The sequence below is a fragment of the Arthrobacter sp. K410C genome (assembly GCF_059090105.1).
In genome coordinates, this window is record NZ_JBNHFJ010000017.1 from 44,216 (window position 1) to 66,930 (window position 22,715).

18 protein-coding genes and 2 pseudogenes are annotated in these 22,715 nt (G+C 60.5%); 9 read left to right on the top strand and 11 right to left on the bottom strand.

Annotation, left to right across the window (positions count from 1 at the left end; translation table 11 throughout):
• Positions 1-34 precede the first annotated feature (34 nt).
• Positions 35-616: a hypothetical protein gene (locus AC5RU7_RS18070; RefSeq protein ID WP_494053391.1), complete on the top strand. Its 582-nt coding sequence runs from the start codon at positions 35-37 to the stop codon at positions 614-616.
• Positions 617-807: 191 nt separating this feature from the next.
• Here AC5RU7_RS18070 and AC5RU7_RS18075 read toward each other — a convergent pair.
• Positions 808-1,330, bottom strand: a pseudogene (locus AC5RU7_RS18075) (class I SAM-dependent methyltransferase).
• A 615-nt stretch (positions 1,331-1,945) separates the two neighbouring features.
• Between AC5RU7_RS18075 and AC5RU7_RS18080 the strand changes: the two are divergent.
• On the top strand, positions 1,946-2,089 hold the full coding sequence (locus tag AC5RU7_RS18080) for a hypothetical protein (protein ID WP_494053392.1): 144 nt from the start codon (positions 1,946-1,948) through the stop codon (positions 2,087-2,089).
• Between the two features lie 356 nt (positions 2,090-2,445).
• Here AC5RU7_RS18080 and AC5RU7_RS18085 read toward each other — a convergent pair whose 3' ends face one another.
• Positions 2,446-3,228, bottom strand: coding sequence for an ANTAR domain-containing protein (locus AC5RU7_RS18085; RefSeq protein WP_494053393.1), 783 nt, complete (start codon positions 3,226-3,228; stop codon positions 2,446-2,448).
• Positions 3,229-3,546: 318 nt separating this feature from the next.
• Between AC5RU7_RS18085 and AC5RU7_RS18090 the strand changes: the two genes are divergently transcribed.
• Complete coding sequence (locus tag AC5RU7_RS18090) at positions 3,547-3,705, top strand: helix-turn-helix domain-containing protein (protein ID WP_494053408.1); 159 nt, start codon at positions 3,547-3,549, stop codon at positions 3,703-3,705.
• Positions 3,706-4,133: 428 nt separating this feature from the next.
• Here AC5RU7_RS18090 and AC5RU7_RS18095 read toward each other — a convergent pair whose 3' ends face one another.
• A complete protein-coding gene (locus AC5RU7_RS18095; RefSeq protein WP_494053394.1) occupies positions 4,134-4,514 on the bottom strand; it encodes an SDR family oxidoreductase in 381 nt (126 codons plus the stop codon).
• A gap of 265 nt (positions 4,515-4,779) precedes the next feature.
• Between AC5RU7_RS18095 and AC5RU7_RS18100 the strand changes: the two genes are divergently transcribed.
• The 5 genes from AC5RU7_RS18100 (at position 4,780) to AC5RU7_RS18120 (ending at position 14,292) form a co-directional block, all read left to right on the top strand.
• On the top strand, positions 4,780-8,310 hold the full coding sequence (locus AC5RU7_RS18100; protein WP_494053395.1) for a hypothetical protein: 3,531 nt from the start codon (positions 4,780-4,782) through the stop codon (positions 8,308-8,310).
• A gap of 1,256 nt (positions 8,311-9,566) precedes the next feature.
• Positions 9,567-10,067, top strand: a complete 501-nt coding sequence (locus tag AC5RU7_RS18105) for an SRPBCC family protein (RefSeq protein WP_494053396.1) — start codon at positions 9,567-9,569, stop codon at positions 10,065-10,067.
• A gap of 519 nt (positions 10,068-10,586) precedes the next feature.
• A complete protein-coding gene (locus AC5RU7_RS18110; protein WP_494053397.1) occupies positions 10,587-10,862 on the top strand; it encodes a hypothetical protein in 276 nt (91 codons plus the stop codon).
• 539 nt (positions 10,863-11,401) lie between these two features.
• A complete protein-coding gene (locus tag AC5RU7_RS18115) occupies positions 11,402-12,430 on the top strand; it encodes a DUF4192 domain-containing protein (protein WP_494053398.1) in 1,029 nt (342 codons plus the stop codon).
• A gap of 626 nt (positions 12,431-13,056) precedes the next feature.
• Positions 13,057-14,292, top strand: a complete 1,236-nt coding sequence (locus tag AC5RU7_RS18120) for an amidohydrolase (protein WP_494053399.1) — start codon at positions 13,057-13,059, stop codon at positions 14,290-14,292.
• 43 nt (positions 14,293-14,335) lie between these two features.
• Here AC5RU7_RS18120 and AC5RU7_RS18125 read toward each other — a convergent pair whose 3' ends face one another.
• From AC5RU7_RS18125 to AC5RU7_RS18135, 3 genes are all read right to left on the bottom strand, one after another.
• Entirely contained in the window at positions 14,336-14,827 is a 492-nt protein-coding gene (locus AC5RU7_RS18125) for a hypothetical protein (RefSeq protein ID WP_494053400.1), read from the bottom strand.
• A gap of 96 nt (positions 14,828-14,923) precedes the next feature.
• Positions 14,924-15,821, bottom strand: a protein-coding gene (locus AC5RU7_RS18130) for an IS5 family transposase (RefSeq protein ID WP_494053401.1) whose coding sequence is annotated in 2 segments (ribosomal slippage) — positions 14,924-15,469 and positions 15,471-15,821 — 897 coding nt in all. Because the reading frame shifts where the segments join, the coding sequence is not laid out codon by codon here.
• A gap of 252 nt (positions 15,822-16,073) precedes the next feature.
• Entirely contained in the window at positions 16,074-17,621 is a 1,548-nt protein-coding gene (locus AC5RU7_RS18135) for an IS1182 family transposase (protein WP_494053402.1), read from the bottom strand.
• Between the two features lie 614 nt (positions 17,622-18,235).
• Here AC5RU7_RS18135 and AC5RU7_RS18140 point away from each other — a divergent pair.
• The gene (locus AC5RU7_RS18140; protein ID WP_494053403.1) at positions 18,236-18,661 is read left to right on the top strand and encodes a CHY zinc finger protein; all 426 of its coding nucleotides are present in this window, start codon (positions 18,236-18,238) and stop codon (positions 18,659-18,661) included.
• On the opposite strand, the gene AC5RU7_RS18145 is transcribed toward AC5RU7_RS18140, so the two are convergent.
• From AC5RU7_RS18145 to AC5RU7_RS18165, 5 genes and pseudogenes are all read right to left on the bottom strand, one after another.
• The gene (locus AC5RU7_RS18145) at positions 18,556-19,167 is read right to left on the bottom strand and encodes an energy-coupling factor transporter transmembrane component T family protein (RefSeq protein WP_494053404.1); all 612 of its coding nucleotides are present in this window, start codon (positions 19,165-19,167) and stop codon (positions 18,556-18,558) included. The genes AC5RU7_RS18140 and AC5RU7_RS18145 overlap by 106 nt on opposite strands.
• Positions 19,164-19,865: an energy-coupling factor ABC transporter ATP-binding protein gene (locus AC5RU7_RS18150; RefSeq protein WP_494053405.1), complete on the bottom strand. Its 702-nt coding sequence runs from the start codon at positions 19,863-19,865 to the stop codon at positions 19,164-19,166. The genes AC5RU7_RS18145 and AC5RU7_RS18150 overlap by 4 nt, the downstream gene beginning before the upstream one ends.
• A 33-nt stretch (positions 19,866-19,898) precedes the next feature.
• Complete coding sequence (locus AC5RU7_RS18155; RefSeq protein WP_494053406.1) at positions 19,899-20,531, bottom strand: biotin transporter BioY; 633 nt, start codon at positions 20,529-20,531, stop codon at positions 19,899-19,901.
• A gap of 216 nt (positions 20,532-20,747) precedes the next feature.
• Positions 20,748-22,055 carry an MFS transporter gene (locus AC5RU7_RS18160; protein WP_494053407.1) on the bottom strand — a complete coding sequence of 436 codons (1,308 nt, stop codon included), beginning with the start codon at positions 22,053-22,055 and terminating at the stop codon, positions 20,748-20,750.
• 436 nt (positions 22,056-22,491) lie between these two features.
• Positions 22,492-22,715 (bottom strand): annotated as a pseudogene (locus tag AC5RU7_RS18165) (acetyl-/propionyl-CoA carboxylase subunit alpha); the annotation flags it as partial.

Here is a 22,715-nt window from a genome sequence, read left to right on the forward strand (position 1 = left end):
AGGCGCGCAACTCTTGTACTGGAAATAAGGTTGGATGATGGGGAACGAAAACGGCCGCCTGGATCACAGTTCGCACCAGGACGGTGCCGATGAACCAGACTCGGTTGCTGAAATCAGGGCCAGCTCCAACTGGCATGCCTGCCGCCACCTGTATCACGGGTGGACTTGGGAACGCACCCTCGAACGGATGCAAGCCGTCGCCCCGGGGTTCCCGCTCGAAGCCTATGAACAGGAACTCAGCCGCGCGATGGAATGGGCAGAGGAGCACAGGCAATACAGTCTTCGGCGCCGGCAGTTGGACATTGAAAAAGCCAAAACACTAGATGTGCTGAACGCAGTGTTTGTCCCGCACCTTCTCAATACGAGATACGGCAGCCACTACGTCCAGGACGGCCTGGGCTATATCGACATTCAGCATGAACTGGGCAATTCTTTCCCGTCACACGACATCGAAGCTGCCAAACACAAAGCAGACGACGTCATCAAGAAGGCCTCAAACCTAGTCTGCCGCTCTTGGGAAGGCGCGCACTTGGAAGAACTGCGAGCCAAGTTTCCCGAGTACAACGACACCAATCTCTCAGCCGCTCTCGCGTACGCGTACTGGCTCAACCGCTAGTCCATATCCCAGCTCTTGAGTCGATTGGTCTAGGCGAGGTTTCGCGACATTCTCTGTCCCGGTGGCGCAAACTCGGGCCCAGAGGGTTGATTTGGCCTCAGGCCGTCCAAAGGTGACTGCGACCAGCGCGGGCACGGCCTGATGGATCAGAGCCCCGCGGGCTGAGGGCATGGTCGCGCCCCGTAGTACTGCTATTCAGCCACAGCACCCATGGCTGCATGACGCCGGCTGCCGCGATCATGGCGGGTCTCGATGTCGAGGACAGCAAATCCTGCGTCCTGCAACAGCTGGCTCATCCGGTCCACCGACCAGTAGTAGGCCTTGGTCACCGCATGATCGAACACTTCGCCAGGCACGCCCTCGAAAAAGCCAATGAGCAGGTGCCCCTGTGGTTTGAGTACGCGGCGAAGCGCAGCCAGAACCCCGGGCAACTCCGCGGGGGCCAAGTGAATCAGTGAGTACCGTGCGAGCACGCCGCCCAGGCTGCCGTCCGCGACATCCAGTGCCTGAATCGAGGAAACCCCGAACTGCACTTCGGGGAAACCGCAGGCGGGCAGTGTCGATGAATTCGGGGACGAGATCAATGCCGGAGATGTCGACCCCCTGCTGGTGCAGAAAGTCAGCCCAGTGTCCGGGACCGCAACCGGCGTCGAGCACTGGTCCTGTGATGCCTGCTGCCCATTGTGCGATGAGTTGCCGGTCCAGCTCGTGCATGTCTTCACCGGAACCAAGAAGATCCGTGTACTCCTCAGCTCGTGCGCTGTAGGCGCTGAGTACTTTGCTGTCTGTCACGCAACGAGTTTAGGGAAAGCTTCCTCAGGAGTATGCTGCGGTCCCTTCACCGGGCGAAGTTGCTCAGGACACTGAGGGGCCGAGCGCAAATTGTGACAGATGAGGCGCACTGCGACCTAGATGACTTCGAACAGTCAAGCTTTGTCAACAGCCCACAAACAAAAAGCTTCTGACCTGCGGAAACACTGTGCCCGAGGTGGGACTCGAGCCGTATTCCCCGCCTTGGAAACACTGGGAACTACCAAGAACGTCCTCGACCGGCCCGATCCGCGCAAGGTAGGACCCACTCCGAAGCCAAATCTGTTGACAGTGTCAACACTCCGGTTTCCGTCCTTCAGGCAAATAATGGCGTTGCTTCACCCCGCCCGGTTGGCGCCCACGTTGCGTTGAACCGGAGGACTCAGCGTCAGCACGTCGTTCATGGCATGAGTGTAGTGTTGCGCCAACCCGGGCCCCAGGGTCAAGAGGACCGGGTTGCCACCGCCCGCCGCGTCAGCCACGAATCGCGTCAGGAAGCACGGGGCTTGAGCTGGTGCCGTGACACCCTCCCCAGATCCCTTCGACGTTTTCGTCCAGGCCGGCCCCGCCGAGTGGTGGGAGGTCCTCGCCGCCCTGGGTCCGCTGCGCTGGCCGTGCTGCTCGCAGCGGTCCTCGGTGCCGCCATCAGCCTGCGCACCCTGACGGCGGTCGCCTCGAAAAGGCCAAGACCGTCGCCTGATGCCGCGAAGCCACATGCGACGTCCCGGTGAAGGATCCCCTTGCGGGCTGCCCCATGCGACAAATAGCGCCGTGAAAAAGCCGCCATATTCCGCCGAAAGTCACACGGAATGTCCGAAGTCCTCTGCACTCAGCTCCTCGCACTGCGCTACCCTCGCCGGACCCTGCCTGTAAGCTGCCGGCCCGTCATTTCCGGCTTCTACCGCTACAAGTCACAAAAGCCACGTGCTGAGTTTCATGCCTATCCGCTCTATACGGTTCAAGAAACGATCGACGGAGTTAGGCGAGTAAAGACCAGCGCCGCGACAAATGCGTGGTGGCTATCTGCCTCTGCGCGGTGCTGTCGCTTGGTAGACGATGGCGGCGGCAACGTCCTTCAGCTTGACGTTGTTGTTGCTGGACATCACCTGCAGTCGGTTAAAGGCCTCTTCGCTGGTGCAACGGTGCTGAGCCATGAGAATGCCCTTGGCCTGCTCGATGCCGGCCCGGGACCTCATGGCTTCCTGCAGTTGCTCCACCTCTTTGCGCGCGGAGTGATAAAGGCTCGATGTCACCATGGTCGCTGCCGAGTACTCGGTGAAGCGCTGTTTCCGCTCGGCGTCAGACACATCCGGATCAGCACTGAGGTAAGCCAGGAGGCGGACGAGATCCTCGCGGTGCTCGGTCACGTCGCGTATCTCTTGCAGGAAAGCGATCACATGACCCTCTTCATCCAAAACAGGATTATTGACCGGGCTCCAGTACCGCTCCAGGAACGCGCCGGGGCGCCCAGGATCAGGGATGTCGAACCGATGAAGGAACATGTTGTCCCTCTTCCCGGTTCTCTTCACACGCTCAAGCGACTCGCGCATCACCCTGGCCGGTTCCTGCTCTGCCTGGGACGGGTTCTCGCCGAACACCTCGAAAGCCTGGTGTCCAACAAGATCAATGGAGGGGATTCCCACGAGGTCGACGAACGCGGGATTCACGGCGAGGATCACGTACTCGGGATCCATCAGCGAGTACGCGGACGACGTTGCCTCAAAGATGCCCCGAGCATAATCGTTGATCCGATCAACTGATTTCCCCGACCCGCCCACGCCTGTACTGTCGTACTGTTCCATGGTCGCCGTCCTCTCCCTACCCGGTACCTCAGCATCCTTCGTGCGGCTTGGAAACGGAAGCATGATCATCATGTCAACGGTGGGGTCCGAATTGACCTCTTATCGACGGTGTCAAAAGGATCGGGTTGCCGCGGGGAACCTCACCCCCACAATCCTCTCATTGAGACAGATCATTTTCGGCTTACCATGAGGATCAGAAGCTACCCTGATGGTAAGCAGTGTCTGCTGGGGCTATTCCGGTGCCCCAGGGGTGTTCTCGTAGGGACATGGGCATTAACCATTCCCCGGTTATAAACGCCTAGGCAGGCCGTCTCATGGATCAAGAAACCCAGCAACGAAGCTCCTGGCACGCATGCCCACAAACTCCTCAAGCAGGGAACACCGCCCCAGGAGGTCGCCGACACCCTAGGAGTCTCCGTGCCCACCCTCTACCGATGGGTCCCGGCAACACGCGCGACCAAGGCGCCAAAGAAGTAGTTGCTGCAGGCTGGTGCAGGCGGCTTCGGAAAAGATGACGGTTGGTGCAGAGGACTATTGAGCAGGATGCAGTCTCGTGCAGGGCACTTCTGACGTCAATATCCATACTCGTCTGCACAACCCCCGGAATTCCGCGGGCGCTTGTGCAGTCAACTTGTGAAAATGACAAGATTCCGTAGAAAATCAGCGACCGTCCAGGTCAGACGTCTCTCCACGGAAATGAGACATCTCATTTCCCAAGGGAATCGAGACACTGCATGCGCGCCCGCGGCGACTTCGGGTCCCGCCGATCACATGAGGGTGCGCAACGGCAGAACTTTTGGAAGTTCCCGCTAGTGGTTGGAATGTCACTGCCCGGCCCGCTGTAGTCAGCGAACCGGGCAGTGGTCTTTGGTTGCCCATGTCCAAAGATAGGGGCAAGCGTGGGATTAGCGGCTGCTGTAACCGCCGTCGATGGGCAGGGAAACGCCGGAGATCATTGAAGCAGCGTCGCTGAGCAAAAAGACGATAGGTGCTGCGACTTCCTCCACCTTTGCCCAGCGTCCCAGGGGCATCTGGTCGAGGAACGGACCCTCGATGTCAGGCCTTCCCCAGTACCAAGCAGACATGGGCGTCATGACGACGGTGGGGTTGACGCTGTTGACACGGATATTGTGTTTGCCCAATTCGAGCGCGGAAACACGGGTGATGTTGTCCAGGGCTGCCTTGGACGAGCCGTAGGAGATGTGTCCGCTGAGAGCGACGAGGCTGGCCTGGCTGGAGACGTTGACGATAGCACCGCCGTTACCCTGGCGGATCATGGAGGGCACGGCGTACTTGTCTCAGATCTCAAGGGATTTGAAACACACGGTCATGAAGGTGAATCGGCCAGGCCCTCCGCCTGCAATGAAATCCTATCGTCCACTGCGGATACTTCGAGCCAGACCTGAATTGTCACCATTCGACGTCATCCTGCCCGAGAGGATGCGCTCTTCCATCCGACCGCATTGCATGTTGCTAAACCATGAGGGGTAGATGTGGCGATGTCGCCGCTCGCGCATAAACTCGCTCCATGGGGCCCATCAACAAGTTCGCATGCAGATCGCCGAGGTGGTTGAGGTGAACTTGCTCGACCGCATCGATCAACGACTTTCCGATACGCGTGCGCGGATCAACCCGCACGATTTCGAAGACTGTGCTACCTCCTTGCTCAGTCCTGTCCACCCTGCACTCGTGCCCATCATCGGAGGCTCCGACTTTGGTCTTGACGCAGAGATCACTGAGGATTCGCGGATCACCGGTCTCATCATCACCTCCTCGCGGAGTTGGGACGGTGCGAAGCGGAGCCTGCGAGACAGCCTGCGGTCGATGCGGAAGAACCACGTCCCCGTTCAGCGTGTCATCGCGGTCAACCTCGCCGAAGCGAACAGGTCGAAGCGCGAAAAGCTCAGAGGCATCGCGAAGGAGTTCAATTGCGAACTCGTGCAGGTCTACGACCGAGCATGGTTCGCGAACCAATTCCGAGAGAACCCCGGCTGGCGCCGCAAAATACTCCACATCGAAGGCGGCCCATTCAGCTTCTCGCGTCAACCGCGCGGATCACGGCCCGACGAACAACAACTATCGACCATTGGGCGTGACGCCCTCATCGCCGAAGTGAACGAGTCAGACTCCGACGTGACCATGTTCGGAGTTCCAGGGGCCGGGAAGAGCCACGTAGCCAGCAAACTCGACGGCGCCCTATTCCTCGAACGGCAACCCACGCCCGAACGACTTCTCGATGACCTCATTGAAACTAAGCCCGCCCTGGTCGTGGTCGACGACTCCGGCGCACGACTCCAAGACGTCGACCTGCTCCTACAGCTGCGCAACGCGGAAAAGCTCAACTACCGCATCATCGCAACCTGCTGGCCACACGAAAGGAACCGAATCGCAGACCACCTCCCGAACGCGGTCCAGCTCGAGGTCGACCTCCTTACCCGCGAAGAGCTCGGAGCGATACTCCGCGACCGCGGCATCACCCGGCTTTCAGTGATCGTACACATCCTTACACAAGCCGCTGGCCGCCCAGCCTGGGCGCTGAACCTTGCCGACCTCCTCATTCACGAAAGCGACTGGAAGTCCGTATGGACCGGCAAGTCGCTGCGAGACCATATACTCGCCTTCCTACGCATGTCCAACGCATCGGAAGACGCAGTCGATGTGCTCGGCACCCTGGCGCTCCTCGGCCAGGTCAACGACGACCAGCTGCGCCGCATGGCCGACCTCCTAAAGATCCGGGAACCCGAACTCATCCGGCTCATTCGATCCGTCGCGGAAGCTGGCCTCGTCGACGCCCAAGAGCACAAGCACTATAACTATGAGACCCGACAGATCGAGCACACCCAGACCTACAGCGTCCAACCTCACATCATCGCCGCAGCCGTCGCATCCGAGGTCTACTTCTCCGGCATGGCCTCTCCCGTTCGACTGCGCAACGTCCAGGACACATTCCCTGAACTGGCCGCCGACATCATGCAGACCCAGATCTACACAAAACTCCTCGGCGCAACGCACCCAAGAGTGCCGACCACCGGCGAACTCATCGCTGTGCTGCCCGACGCCAAGAAGGACGTCGAACTCCTACGAAGCTTCGGTCAACTCGGACCCGAACAAGCGCAAGCCGTCGTCGACATCCACCTATCCCGCATCACTGCAGCGCTCAATGCCGGGTATCCCACGACTGCCGAGAGCGAAGCGAAGCATTTAGCCGCACGCGTCGCAGATGCAGTCGAAGGGCACATCCCCGGCGTCGTTGGCACCTTCGTCAACGCGCTCTCCGTTCTTGAACAGGCAGGATGCGACATCAAGCCGGCGGTCAAGGAGCTCGTCGAAGAAGTCCGCAACGCGCGCAGCGGCGACCAACCCCAGATCGCCGGTCTCTTGAAACTCATCGAAGCACTCCAGACCGTGTCCGACGCCGACCTCATCGACACCGTCTGGGCAGCGCTCACCTCCGAAATCCTCGCCCCGACGTTCGACGGCAACTACATGAACCCCGAGGTCCTGAACCAGTTCGTCCTGCAGTCGTTTACATGGGCCGCCACCCAAATGGAAAAGCTATACGACACTATTCAGCCCGCACTCGCAAGTCGCACCCCTGGGCTAACGCCCGCTGCCCAACTCACAATGATCGATCTGCTCGACAAATGGGCGCGGATCGCGAATGGATGGGACCTCCCATTCGGCGGCAAGACCGACAACGCCCAAGTGCGCGCCGGCAAACGCATCGCGAAGAACATCGCGAACACCCTCGCCCCAGTCATCACGACACCCGGCGTGCGAGCTCGTTTCAACAAGGCGGCAAGCACCCTCAATATCCGGTTAGATGAACCAGAGAAGCTGTTCGCCGCCATTGCGCACGAACGCGGACGCCTGACCGCCTATGACGAAATCAGGCGCCGCAAAGAAGCCGCACTCGACAATGCTCTCGCTCCATTCCAGCAACAGGCACCCCAAGCCCTGATGCAGTGGTTGAAGGCCCACGAGCCCGAGCTCTCGACCGCGGGCCAAACCACCACAGGGACCCGGCAAGTGTTCGCGCATCTCGCTTATCAACCGGACCCGGAACCAACCAAGTGGCTCACCGCGGCTATCGACCACGGCCTTGCAGGATCAGCCTCAGCGCTCATCGACGTATGCGCCCGCACCGACCAACTCACCCCCGCGATCGTTGACCGATTACTTGCGGATCCTAACGGCCGACCCGGCGTCATCAGCGCCGTCATCGATCAATCCACGAACTCATCCCTTATTGAAAGAGTCATAGCCCAATTAGCCCCCAGTGACGTCCAACAACTCGAGTCAGCATTCGCACTGAAACATGCCCCCGCCCCAACCAGGCACGCGCTGTTCACCCACCCGAGCGATGAAGTCCGGGGAATGGCGGCAGCACTGTGGGTTGCCGAATGGACCTACGGTAACGACCCGACGCCGGATGACCCGGACTGGCTCAACGCCATGAAGTCCTACACCCTCCCTGAGAACAGCAGACACGACCACATCCACACCCAAGCGCTCAATGCACTCGCCAAAGCATCACCAGAGGTGTTCATCGAAGTCTTCACCAGACACGCCACGAGCACTATGTACGGTAACTACCGAGTGCTCGACGAATGGAAAGAGCCGGTTCAGCTCCTCACCCCGGCCGAACGGAAGAAGCTCTGGCAGCAAGTCCGGGCCACCGAACGCGCCCGCGAACTCTTCTGGGTCATCGCAGGCAAGGACGCCGATTGGATCACCGAAACGATCAGCGAGCCTACCTTTAACATCTCCGTCCGTGACCTCCTTGGCGCACTCCAGTTCCAATTCGGACACCGCTATCCACTCGACACCCTCGCAACCATGCTCCGGCCCCTCAACCCCGAGTCCGACGACCTCCTCAACACCCTTGAAGTCGGATCTTTCTCCGGCGAGGACCACGAACGATACGCAGCCACGCTCGACACTCTTCGAAACCTCACCGTCTCCGACGACGAGGACATCGCCCGCCTAGGCCGACGCGGCATCGAAGTCTACGAGCCGTTGCTCAAAGAAGCCCTGGTCAAGGCACGACGGGCGGCTGTCCGCGGCATCCGCGACTACTAACAACAACGGTCCTTGGCCTGCGCGGAGCGCATTCCCCGTCGCGTTGTTTCTTGGAACCTAGATGCCGCAAATCGCTAGCGTTTCGAGACAACCGGGCAGCAGGCGAGAGCTGGCCTGGCCGCCTCTTACACGCGAGGAGTGGCATCCGAAGGCGACACATAGGCTGCTGAAGCAAGGCCATTCATTGGAGCAAACAACCCCGATCGCAATCACGTTGCTATCCATGAATCACTTTCCAGGCACCATGATCGAAAGTTTTATGGCCCGACCTGACATCGGACTCAAGTCCTCAGGCCGTCCAATAAAGCAGACGTAAGTGTGGACACTGTGCACACCCTATTTGGCAGGACAAACTTCGGCAGGACTCTCGCGGGCACGCCTAAGACCGCCTTCCAGGGTGCGTCCTGTAGCGACATCGCCGAAGTCATGTTGTCCCCGCTCCCCCGGCCCATGAATAGGTGTACGCCACCACCGGCCTACTCAACATAACCGGAACGAGGAAACGCAAGAACCCACTCACAGCAGGCGGAAGGCCCACCAGCCAGAGACTTGAACCCGCCACCCCACACACCTGAACAGGCCCCGCGGCGGCCAGGCCACAGCCCGCGGCCCAACCCGTCAGAGCGACGCGAATCAAGTTTTGTACACACGTCAAAGCAAATTCGCCTCTGACGAGGGAAAACGTTGTGCCCGAGGTGGGACTCGAACCGTCTTCCATCCCCTGCAAACACTCGGAAACCGCGAAAACAAGGGAATTCGGGCCAGTAGGAGGACTCTACGACACAGTCTGAGAGGGCGAGTGTTGACAATGTCCACACTCCCCAATGCAGTTCAGGACACTTCGAACGGAAGTGGCCAGAGGTTCGGCAGTGTCCGCGCTACAGGACCTTGGCGTGGTTTGCTGCTGACATCTCCATCCCCGTGCTCCCGGCAGGAGACGGATGGGGCGCGGGCGTTGACGGGTAAGGATCTGGGCAGGCCCATCATCCACTTTGAGCCACCACCCAAAGGGTGGCCTTCTTCGGGTCGGTGATCAGCAGGCAGCCGGACGAAGACGCTGCCGCCGAGCTGTAGACCATCTGGTCAGCCTCGCTCGCTTCCCTGGTTTTGGAGAGCTGAAGCGCAGTCTTGGCGAGCAGCCACAGTTACCTGCCCTCGGATGCACAGCCTGTACGATCGGTAAGCAGCAGGATTGGCACGGCAGCAGCCCGCGGCAGCCGGCGTGAGAAGTAGTAAGCGTCTGAAAGGACGAAGCCATGGATAAGGCAATCACCCGCCATTACCAAGAGTCCATCACAGTCCAGGCTTCAGCCGAGACGCTGTACGACATGGTCTCCGACGTCACCCGCACCGGTGAGTGGAGCCCTGTCTGTACTTCGTGTTGGTGGGACGACGAGGCCATCGCCGGCCGCGTCGGTGCCTGGTTCACTGGTCGTAATGAGCTCCCGCACCGGACCTGGGAGACCCGGTCGCAGGTGGTGGCTGCCGAGCGCGGCCGGGAGTTCGCCTGGGTTGTGGGTCGCAGTTTTGTCCGCTGGGGCTTCACCCTAACCCCAGCAGAAAATGGGACGACGCTGACCGAGTCGTGGCAATTTCTGCCAGCCGGGATCGCCATGTTCGAGGAGAAATTCGGCAACGGCGCGTCCGCTGAGATCACCGATCGAACGCAGCAGGCGCTCGACGGCATTCCGAAAACACTCGCCGCGATTAAGCGGATCGCCGAGCCCATCGCTGCGAGTGAGGTAACCCGATCATGACCAGCTAGCTGTACTGAGTCAGGACCTTGTTTATCGTGAATAGGAGACGCCCTCTTAGGTTGGTGGCTACGACACACAGCCCACGACTAAGAGGTCCTCATGTCCCACCGTAATGCCCGCCTGACTCCGTACGGTAGGCGACCCAATCGAGCGCGTCCTCGCCGGCCGTGCCGTGGCCTACGTGGCCAAGGAATTGGGTGTCTAAAGGACCTGCGCACACCGGTGGATCAGCAGGGTACCGTGCCCACCGTTGGGACGGCTTTAGGACGCAGTTTCCGTCCAGATTCCTGCCCGTATGGCAACTCGGCGAAGGTTGCGGCCGAAGTTCTGAGCCAGTGGGTGGAGCACCTGAAGGCCCCGGCAGGCCTGGTGGCGCGTGGCGGGGTCCGTGCCCGGACCGCCTCCCGGATCCTGGCCAGGGCTGGCATGCCAGGCTAGGGGACCTGGACGCGGTGACCGGGGAACGAATCCGGGCAGCCGTGCCACGGACCGCCGGTACGAACGCGACCCCCCGGAGACATGAGCCATATCGACGTCAAGAAACTCGGCAGGATTCCCGGCGGTGAAGGATGGCGGGCAGACCGAACGAATCCGCCCCCAACCATTCCACCCCACACAAGAGTTGGCTTCGACTACGTCCACGTCGCTGTCGATGACCATTCCCGATTGGCTTACGCCGAGGTCCTGCCGGACGAGAAAGGCCCTCCCTCCACGTTCCTCACCCGGGCCGCCGCGGTCATGGAAGCCCAAGACGCACCGGTCAATCGGATCATGATAGACAACGCCGTCGCCTAATCACTGGATAACGCCGCCGGTACTCTGAGACCATTCAGGCCGGACACTCCTCGCACACGATGCGATGCTGCCGCAAAACACGTAAATCAAAACCCGCGCCGCCCCCAACATCCACCCCGCCAGGCGAGCCAGTGCAGCGAGTCTAATGCTCGAAAAGCAGCGCACCCAATATCAAAACTCAATTTGGATACGGCGGACGTTCGACAAACCATAATCTAACTTCTCGACGTCATGCCGTTGAGCCGCATGCCGCTTATGGACAAGCAGAAGCTCCATCGCTGCTTGTCATTCTGATATGTCCCATGATCGCTGGGCGGGTCCTCCGCGCAACCAGGGCGCTCCCGCGCCGACCCCGGAACCGAAAACATTCCAGAACAACGATACCCACTGTCCGCGGCGAAGTTTTCAGTCCCGGCGCCGGTCCCCCAAGTTGCACTCCGGCCCCTCAACCCAGCGGATGGTCCCCTACCAGAACGACGCCCACAACCAACAACCGCAGAACAAACGCAATCGCAAGGGTGAAAGGGAAACACGGGATCATGGAAAAGCTCACGATCAAAACACCATCGGATGTCCTCAGCTTCATCGGGCACACACTCGGCTTCTGGCCCCAGGAAAGCCTCGTCTGCATCACCTTGAACGACAACAGCATCGGCGCCACCCTCCGGATCGACCTTCCCCGCCAAACCGGCCAGGAACTCTCCTACGCGAGGACCGTCGCCCACTACCTCACCAGCGACACCACCGCCACATCAGTACTCTTCGCCGTCTACACCAGCGAACCCTCCCAGCACGGGTCAGGCAAACCCCACGCCGCCACCATCGCCGCACTCACCGGCGTCCTCGCCGAACAAGGCATCACCATCCGGGACGGCCTCTGCGTAGGCGACACAACCTTCTCCCCCTACGACGGCGAACCCGGCACGAGCCTCGCCCTGCCCGTCAGCTCTACCCAGACCAGCGCCATCAACGCCGAATTCATCTACCGCGGCAGCTACATCGAACCCACCGACCGCATCACCCTCCCAACCACCCGCGAGGCAGAAACCAAAGCGGCCGCCGTCGAACGGCACATGGAAGCGATCAGGTTCCAGCAAAGCGACACCGCGCTCCAGCAAGGCAGGAAACTCTGGGGTGACATGCTCGATTCCACAACATTTCCCAGCGACGACGATTGCCACGCCCTGATCGCGAATCTCCAGTTCCCCGCAATCCGGGACCGGCTCATCGCAGACATCCCCGGTGTAGATGAGCCCATGCAGCACATCCTCTTCGCCCAAACCGAAAGCGCCCCCAGGTGGTCACGCATCGAATGGGCACAACAACTCCTCCTGCACGCCTACACCCGCACCAGTGCCGAACACGCCGCGCCTGTCCTCACAGCCATCGGCTACATCAACTGGTGGGAAGGCAAAGGCAGCAAAGCCCACCAATTCCTCCAACTCGCCCTCGACAACGACCCCGCCTACCACCTCGCCCGCCTCAGCGACCAAATGATCGGCTCCGGCCTCGTCGCCGGCTGGAACATGAACAAGAACACCGCCTACAAAGCACTGCCCTTCGACTGATCCCCGAAAGGACACAGACGCAACTCGCGTTGCCGACGTGCTCGGGGCCGGCGCCTTTTACGAACTCCGCTCACAGGTTCATCAGATGAAGGACAGCTTCACGCAAACGCCTCACAGGCGTTTAAATAACGGGATTAGAAGTGAATGCGAGAACTCCCGCCTGCTGGGGAATTGTTCTGTCGATGGAAAACGACGCGCCTGCACTGACTCGGCAAATTCACCGACGTGTTTTCATTACACTTGACGCATTCGGTTGGTTAGTGTCACTAGAGTTGACGCATGTTCGCGCACGGCACCGCCAATGAAAGAGGCGGGGAGGCTTGACCGTCTCGCGGATTTATGTGTTTTCTCGTTTCGGACCACATCGACAATATTCTGGCGGAACTACCCCCCATAACCCCGCCCGTGTTCCAACATCCTTCCACGAGCACTTGCTCGCGAGATCAAGATCTTAACGAGAACCGGGGGCAGCCCCAGCCGGGGCGTCAGTCTGGTAGAAAGCGGGTATTGTCAACGGTCTCTAAGCTGCAGCAGCATTATGAATATGCAAGGGATTAATACCGAGGGGTGCCAGTGGTACACACTTGTCGAGTAGGCAGTGCTCCCCGCACCCGTGAAAGGACTTCATGACCATCACGACTGACGCATTCGGCCTCTCAGCCGGTCACGTCACCGGAATGCGTGATATCTATAAGTACCTGCACGCCAACCCCGAGTTGTCCATGCAGGAAACGCGCACCGCCGAATACATCGGGGAAAAGCTGGACCGCTTGGGACTCGAGACATTCATATGCGGCGGCACCGGGGTTGTCGGCATCCTGCGCAATGGTACCGGCCCCGTCGTCGGCTACCGTGCAGACATTGACGGCCTGCCCATCCAGGAAGACACCGGGCTGGACTTTGCGAGCACAACAACAGGCACGATGTTAGACGGCAGTGTGGTCCCGGTAATGCACGGCTGCGGCCACGACACGCACATCACTGTCGGGCTAACTGCCGCCCAGCTCATGACCGAGAACCGTGGCACCTGGGCCGGTACCGCCGTATTTATCTTTCAGCCTGGGGAGGAAACCGCCGCCGGGGGCAGGGCGATGGTGGAGGACGGGTTGTGGGACAAGGCGCCTAGACCAACCATTATTTACGGGCAGCACGTATGGCCCGGACTTGCCGGCACTGTGAATCTCAGCAAAGGCGTCGCCATGGCCATGGCAGACTCGTGGAAAGTCACGGTGCACGGGAAACAGTCACATGGATCACAGCCAGAGCAGTCGATCGATCCGATCGTGCTGGGCGCCCACATGGTGGTCCGAATCCAGACGATCGTCTCGCGCCAATTGGATCCGATGAAGTCGGCCGTGGTCACCATCGGGACGTTCCATGGCGGGCTGAAGGAAAACATCATCCCGGCCTCCGCTGAATTCACGCTCAACGTCCGGACCTTTGATCACGACGTGCGGGATCTGGTTCTCCGCTCGCTGCGACGCATCATCAGCGCCGAGGCTGCGGCTTCAGGTGCCCCGGAGCCTGCTATCGAGGAAATCTCAAGCTTCCCGCAGTGCTACAACGATCCCTCCTCCGCCGAGGACCTGATGACAGCTCTGCAGGAAGTTCTGGGGAAGGACGCGGTCTTCGAGACACCCCCGGTCATGGCCAGCGAGGACTTCGGTTTGCTGGCAGAGTCCATCGGCGTCCCGAGTGTGTACTGGTTTTTTGGCGGGCACCCCCGAGAGGTGCTCGACGGAGAGCATGCTCCAGCCGGCAATCACTCCCCGTTCTTCGCTCCGGTGATCGAGCCAACGCTGAGCACCGGAGTCCGAGCCGCGATGACCGCCCTGATGTCAAAGTTGAAGATTCCTGCATGAGCAACCACTAGATGATTAATTCCCATTGATTCCGGGGGTTTAGTTAGTGGTCGTAGGCGGTCAGCGAGCGTTTGCGGCGTGTGTTGGTGTGCCAGTTGTGCCAGATCCCTGCAGCGAGTGCGAGGAGTCTGGAGGCGACCCGGGCGTAGACGCCTTCAACGGTGCGTCCGCCGTGATGTTCGAGGCCGAGCTGGCCTTTCAGGGTGTCGAAGATGGATTCGATCCATTGGCGGATCCCGCCGAACCTGCCGAAGCGAGGCGGTCCTGCCGCCCGGACGCGTTTGTTGTAGCCGGACTGGTGCGGGATCTGGGGGAAATGACCGCGCAAATGAGCTCTGGCGTAGCGGATCCAGCGCGACTCCGAGGACGAGCCGTGGAGCAAGTGCTGGGCCACGACCAGGCAGAGCAGTTCGGCGTCATCAAGCTGGACCTTTCGGCCCGGCCGGGCGGCCCATGAATAGCCCAGGTCCGGCAGGACACGGTCGGTCAGGAAGACATAGAGTGTGGTCAGGAGGGTGTTGAGTTCATTGTTCACACCAAGGGTTTAACACCCTCCGCCAGCAATTAACAGACTCCCGGCGCCAGCGCACGGGGGTCTGTTCTGCAATAAGCCCGTTTAGGACTTACTCATCTAGGGCGTGTCTCCTAAAGCTGTCAGCCAGATGCTGATCGCCCGGAGAACCGCTCCGCCGCGGTAGGTAAGGGCGAGTTTGTCGTAGCGGGTTGCCAGGGCTCTCCATTGCTTGAAGGTGTTGAAGTTTCGTTCGACGACGTTCCGGGCTTTGTAGTCCTCTTTGTCGAAGGCGGGCGGTCTGCCTCCGGTGGAGCCTCGTCGCTTCCGGTGACCGATCTGGTCGGATGGTTGCGGGATGACAGCGACGATGCCGGGATCCGGGAGGTAGGCCCGGATGGCGCTGGACGAGTAGGCCTTGTCACCACGGATCCGGTCCGGGCGGGTCCGTGGCCTGCCCGGACCGGCCCGGTTGATCTTCAACTGGTTCATGAGGTGGGCGAACATCGGAGCATCTCCGCCCTGGCCTGGCGCGACCAGCAGCACCAGGGGCCTGCCTTTGCCGTCGACCAGAGCGTGGATTTTAGTGCTCAGTCCGCCACGGGAACGGCCAATGGCATGGTCGTCCGGTTCAGCAAACAGATTCATGTAATTCGAGCCGGCCCCCTGTGGCGCGGGGAAGGTTGGTGCCGTGCTGGTGGGCGCGGTTGACCGTCGAGTCGACCGAGACCGACCAGTCCACTTCACCCTGAGAGTCCGCGACGGTCAGCAGTGCAGCCAGGATGCTGTCCCAGGTTCCGTCACCGCTGTAGCGGCGGTGGCGCTTCCAAATGGTCTGCCACGGACCGAACTCGGAGGGCACATCGCGCCAGGCGATACCGCACCGGTACCGGTAGATGATGCCCTCGACCACTCGGCGGTCGTCCCGGAAAGGACGGCCCCGCCGGCCGGCAGAAGACGGCAGTAACGGCTGAATGCGGGCCCACTGCCCATCAGTCAAAACAGAAGTACGAGACACCCATCAAGCATCCCGGCTAAACCAACCGGGGTTTAGGAGACACGCCCTAGGAGACTGCTGAACTAAGTGCTTCATGGGGCTGGTCCGGGCGTTCACTTGCCGGGGCCAGCCCTTCCCGTTGTGGCTTGGTGTTCTGGGGCTGAAGCATTTTGGGGTCGGTTCTGGGCTTCTGATGCCTGTTGACCGGGAAGTGGTTTTGTCCTGGCTGGGTTTGAGAGTCCTGGTCCGTGGCTCCGGGGTTCAGGCGATGGCCTAGGATCCCTGTTCGCTGGTCAGTCCGAGCTTGAGGAGGCGTCGGAGGTTCAGTCCTGCGATTCGTAGTTGGAGCCAGGCGTTGTTCCGTTTGATTCCGTGGTGGGGAACGCGTCCGTTGCCGCGGGTGAGCCACGCGATGGACCTCTCGACCATGGGCCGGTGCGTGCGGTAGTCGTCCTGGAAGGCCTGGTTCTTGGCTCGTTGACGGTGTTGGCGCTGCAGCGCGTCGTGTTCGTGGAGAACGATTTTGCGTCCGCGCGGGGAGGTCGTGCACCGGGCCCGGAGCGGGCAGGCGGTGCAGGCGGCACCGAACGTGACCCGGCGTTTGGCGGTGATCTTGCGGGTGAGCCCATTCGGGCGGGTCATGGTGCCGGCTGCTTCATCGACGGTGAAGTCATCGAGGGTAAACCCGCCCTCGACGGTGGGGCGCAGCGGCCAGGGCTTGATCACCGGGGTATGGCCTGCGGACTCGAGGGCGGCGAGCACGTCCCCGCTGCCGTAGGCCGAATCGGCCAGGACCTGGACGCTCGTGCCGGCGGTCGTAGGATCCCGGGTGAGGAGCCGGGCTCCGACGGCGCCGTCGCTGTTCTCCGGCCCGGAGGCCTTGGTCAGTTCCGCGGCGGTGATCAGTCCGGTGTCCGATTCGATCACGATGTGGGCCTTGTATCCGTCCTGCTGCCTGGACTGGGTCTTGTGCGCGTGCCGGGCGTCCGGGTCAACGGTGGAGATCATCCGGTCCGGGGCGACTTTACGGGCGATCCGCCACCGCCCGTCGGTCCCGTCGGAGTCCTCTGCCGGTTCCACGTCCTGCCCGGCGACCAGGGCCAGCAACGCGTAGGCATCAGCGGCCTTGGCCTCGAGCGTTTCGGGACCAACCGCGGCCAGCAGCGCCAGGGCATCGGTGACCAGGGCTGAGATCAGCCCGTCTTTGGCGGCCTGGTCGTCCCAGGCGATGTCGGGCTTGCCCGAGCGGGTGTAGTCATACCCTCTCGCGTGGGCGGCCACGAGTTCCTGGCCGCCGGGGATGTCACGGCCGAACCGGCGGATCCCGACGATCAGCTGCGTGATGGTGTCCTGCCTCGCGACCGCATCGTCCAGGACAGTTGAGTCCACCGCCCTTCGCCGCTTGCCCTTCAAGGCCCCGGTCTCGGCAACAACCTCGGCGATGGCCTCCATGATCCGGTGCGGATTGGATGACCCAGCCAGACGCCTGCGCCAGTACGTCAGCGTGCTCGGGTGAAACGCAGTGTCGGTCAACCCGTACCCGCACGCGGCCTTCCACCGGAGATCAAAGGTCAATGCCTCGGCTGTTTCCCGGTCCGAGAGCCCCTGCAAGGCCTGCAGCACCAGCACCGACCCGATCACCGACGCGGGAACCGAAAGCCGGCCCCGCCGCGACGGGAAGAGGTCCTCCATCATCGAATCCGGAAACAACCGCCCACGATGCCTGGCCAAAAATGCGAAGACACTGCCCGGAGCCAACAACTCCCCGGCCAGCGCCTCCACATCCAAATACCCGCGTTGCGCGTCCTCGCGTCCCTGCATAAACCCAGTCTTAACCACCAAGCCCACCAGCCCAGCCGACGCGCCCACACCCGCGACTAATTCAGCAGTCTCCTAGGCCGACCGTTCACCGTCGAGGTGACCGCCGGCATCCAAGGTTGAGCGGCGCCGTCGGGCGTCGGCTCAAAAGGAGTCCGGCACCAACCGGAACCGCCGACACCTAAAGCGAAAACTTCAACCCTAACAAGGAGCGTCCATCCCCCACCGGGCCTCCCCCGCCCACGGCATGGCCGAAGACCTGATAGTCGAACGCGCCCAAGGCAGGAATGGCGCCAGGAGCACGAGCCCACCGCCCTGCTTGTGGCCAGGCCATCAAGGTGGTGGCCATTCACGCCGAAGGCGTCCATCAATAAACGTTGGCCGGCTCCCGCTGGCTTTCCCTAGGATGGCAGGTCGGGGTGGCTCGGCCCGCAGTGCGAAGTTGAACGAACCAGGCGATGGAACCGGGGGGGCTGGGAGCGTTTCTTCGCAGGCGCTGTAGCACGCCCCGTGCAGGCATCGAAAAGTAAGATAGGTACTAATCGCGGGGCTTTCGCGTTCGTCGGAAATTGGTGCGCGCAACAGTTCGTACACCGTCAGACTATTGGAAGGACTCCATGGAGGTTTACGGGAAACCCGTCGATGAACAGACGCGCTGTGTCCATTACCGGACTCATAAGGACATCATCGCCATCAAATTTCGCTGCTGCGGAAAGTACTATCCATGCTTCCGGTGCCATGAAGAGTGTTCGGGCCACCCCGCACAGGTGTGGCCGGAGGATCAATGGCGTGAGCGCGCCATTCTCTGCGGCGTCTGCCGGGCAGAGTTGACCATTGCCGAGTACCGTGCAAGCACCCACTGCCGGTCGTGCGAGGCGGAGTTCAACGAAGCATGCGGGAATCATGCCCATCTCTATTTTGACGTCCCATCCGAGGATCAGGTCTCAGAAACGTCGAATTCGAGACCTCGGGCTGAGATGGCATCGCCGATGGCTTCAGCAGACTGGATTAGCCCGACGATAACGGGCACCACGATTTCATAGCCTGCAGCCTTTTGACCGCGGGCCAGAAATGCCTCCCGCGCCGTGGTTATGGACGATGACAGAATCGGAACCGCGCGCACGGTTAGCGACAGCACCAGGCTGGCCCGCCAGGGGCTGACACCGATATGACGCAACGGTGCAAGAACTTTACCGAAAAAGTGCAGCATGTCGCTGCTGCGCGTGGTGTATGTCAGCAGGCTTGCCAGCAGAACGGCAACGAGTATCCGGACCCCGAACACTGCCCCACGCTGCAGAGTGCTGAAAAGCATCTGGGCTGCGACCGTAAGCACTATGAAAGGGACCACGGGTCGGACCGTTGCCCAGGCGAACGGCAACCTGATGCCGGCGATCCGGTAGAGCAGCAGGCTGGACAGCAGAATTCCGGCTAGAGCATACAGATTCTCCAGGACAAAAACACCTGCGAGAATCAGAAACAGCAGCAGGAATTTGACGGACGTTGGCGTCCGGTGCAGGACGGAAGCTCCGTCGACGTAGAGGCCCATCATAGGTAAATGTTCTTCTTTTGACGAGAGCCGATCAGCTGCCGGTAAGTGGCCACGGCCTCCCGTGGCAAGCCGTCAAAGTGAACCTGCCCCCGGTCCATGACAATGACCCGATCGAAATCCTCAATGATTTCCAAGTGGTGTGTCAACAGGACGATCTGCTGGCTCAAGGCACGGACGGTATCGAGGAAGATTTCGACATTGTGCAAATCAAGCAGGGTAGTTGGTTCGTCGCAGACCAGGATCTCCGGATCGGTGATCAGGACGGAGGCCAGGGCGAGCATTTGCTTTTGCCCGCCGGAAAGAAGGTGCGGTGAGTGAGCAGCAAGTCCCGATAGCCCATAACGGTCCAGGGCCTCGGCCACCATGTCGGCCTTTTCCAGCTTGGACAGTTTTCGTCCGCGTAGCCCCAGAGCGACGTCCTCGGCAACAGAGGGCATGATGATCTGGTGATTGGCATCTGAAAACATGAAACCGACCCTGCGACGAACCCGGGCAGCGTCCTTGCGCGTATCAACACCATCCACTGTGATGGATCCGCGCCGCGGGACCAACAACCCATTGAGCGTCCGGGCCAACGTGGATTTGCCGCTGCCGTTGGCGCCAATGAAGGCGATCCGATGCTCGTGAAGTTCGAGGCTTACCTCCCGGAGCACCTGAAATCCGTCGAAGTCATGGCTGACGTTTTGCAGTGAAATCATGCACGCAGATCCTTCCGGCTGCCCAAAGCGACCCTAGACCGCGCTTTCGCCTCGCCGGATACCTGGAGGCGGAAGCGGATAGGAGCGGTGTACTGCGGCTGCTACCAACGCGCTCAGTACTGCCTTGACGATGTCTCCGGGAAGGAATACCGCCGAACCGATTAGCGTGACGCCCAGATCCAGGCCGGTAAACAAGGGCGACACCAGCGCCCCGAGCAGGTCAATGACCAGTACTCCACCGAGCAGGATGGCGGTCAGAACCTTCGGAAGATAGCGCTTTCCAGCCCGGATCCTGTCCGTAATAAAGCCGATAACGAAGGCGCCGACGACCCACCCGAGCAGATAACCCAACGACGGTGTCATGAACACGCCGATCCCTCCTCGGCCTCCGGACAACAGCGGGAGACCTGCTGCAACCAGAGCCAAAAAGGTCACGATGGTCAGCGTTCCCCGCCGCGCACCAAGAACGGCGCCAGCCAGGAACACGCCCAAGTTCTGCAGGATAATCGGCACTGCAAGGCCTGCAACTGGAACGGCTACAAATCCCAGGGCTGCTATGAGCGCCGCAAATAGGGCAATAAGCCCAAGGTCACGCGGCAACAGCATGGGGCGCCGACCGGAGGCGTGCAGCTCGGCCCGCTGGCTGGCAATGGGATTGTGTGACATGGATATCCTTTCAGCCACGATTCCGGCGTCACGGCTAGTACGGGTTACTTCGAGAAGGCTTCAACGCGGGGGCTAACTGTCCGTGCTATATCAAGGCGGGAAGGCTTCCCTGTTGTACACACTCACCAGGTCCGAAGCTTCACCGCAGCGTATCGTCGTAAAAGCATTTGCCCCTTTAGCTGGAAGCCAACGGGCAGATGCCATCGAACTGAGCTGCTAGGCGTCTTTCAAGTCGATACCTTTGGTCTCGCGCAGTTTGAAGACCACGAGGCCCGTCATAGCACAAAGGATCATTATGTAGACATTCGACATCCAGCCCAGAGACCAGCTGTTGAAAAGTGCGTTGAGATAAGGTGCAGTGCCGCCGAAAATTGCAACCGAGAATGAGTAAGCGAAACCGATGCCCTGCGTCCGGATCCTGGTGGGGAATGCTTCAGAAAGAACGGACGCGAGCAGGGCGCCCGAAGCGCCCACGATGAGGAGCGCCGTCGTGGAAGCTACGAACAGCGTCCAGGGCTGGGAGTTGATCATGCTCATCAGTGGGATTTGGGCGATGATCATCGCGAGTGCGAAGCCGATGAGGACAGGGCGGCGTCCGATCTTGTCGGACAACCTGCCCCAAAGAGGCAGCGAGACCAGTGCAATCAATTGCGCGAGAACAGTAACCCAGTAGGCTCCTTCGGCATCCATGCCCTGCCTGGTGATCGCATAGGTGGACGCATACGACGTCCAGGTATAGTGAGCTGCTGTGATTCCGGATGTCATGCCGATCATCATCAGAATGGACCGCACGACCTTTTTGCGGTCCACGGGCGGCACAGTGTAGACGGCCTGCGCTTCCTGCTGTCCGTCGAAGACTTCGCTTTCACTCATGCCCCGGCGCATGTACAGTGCGGCAAGAGCGAGTACGGCGCCGAAGAGGAACGGAATACGCCATCCCCACTCGGCAACTTCCGCGTTGGAGAGCACATTTGTGACCCCGCCGCCGATTGAAAAGGCTAGGACAGATCCGCCGAAGATTGCCACGAATACAATTGAGCCCCATTGACCTCGCTTGTTATGGGGTGCGATCTCTGCAATGTATGTGTTGGCAGTTGCAGATTCACCGCCATGCGCAAATCCTTGGGCAACGCGGGCGAGAAGCAACAGAACGGAAGCTGCAACGCCAATCTGACCGTAGGTTGGCATTAGACCAATCAGCAACGACCCGCCTGCCATCATGAGCATCGTTGTTATCAGAACGAACTTGCGGCCCTTCACATCGGAAATGCGTCCGAAGACGATGCCGCCGAGTGGTCGCATGAGGAAACCAACAGCGAATACCGCCAAGGTTGACAGCAATGCAGAGACGGGATCGCTTGAATTAAACATTGCCTTCGCAATGAAGGGCGCGAACACCGCATAGGCGCTCCACTCGTACCATTCCAAGACGTTGCCGACCGTACTGGCCATCATAGAGCGTCGTCTGATAAAGGCTGCGCTGGCTGCCCTTGGTGGCTGCTCGACATTGAGGTTAAATGCCATGGAAGAGATTCCTTTGTAGTCGTGCGATGTCAGTTGTTCTCGTTGATTCCGGTCCCGGTCCCCCGGCCCATACCCCTCCTAACCGGACGGCAAAGGTTAGTCAGGACGATAGTTAAGGCATCGCATGTTTCGGTGTGCATCGCATTGGCAACTCGGGATACCGGCCGTCTAGAGACGGTCTTAGTTGCCGGGTCAAACGCTGCGGTCCCTTGTCGTGTGGTTCGAAATCGTGGTACCGATCAGTCGGTAGCTAGGCCATAATCCAGGTCATACTGAGCGTCAGCCAAACTTTGATGGGCTGCTCATAGTGCATGCAAAGGAGTTCTGGCTCACAAAGACACCCAAGACCCCACAACTGGGCAGCACGAGGTGGTTTGCCTCGTGCTGCCCAGTGCGCAGTCTGCGGCCCCTGTCACTGTCAGCGGTGTCCGCCAATCTAGGTTTGGAGCAGTGCGAGCTCTCCTGCTGCTCGTTCTGTCTCCAGGAACTGGGCAACGAATGCGGTGTTGAAATTTCCGCTTTCGAATTGATCGGTTTCGAGGATTTTTTTGTGGAAGGGTGCTGTGGTGGTGATGCCTTCGATGACGAGTTCGTCGAGGGCGCGGATGGTGCGGGCGATGGCTTCGTCGCGGTTTTTGCCCCAGCAGATGAGTTTGCCGA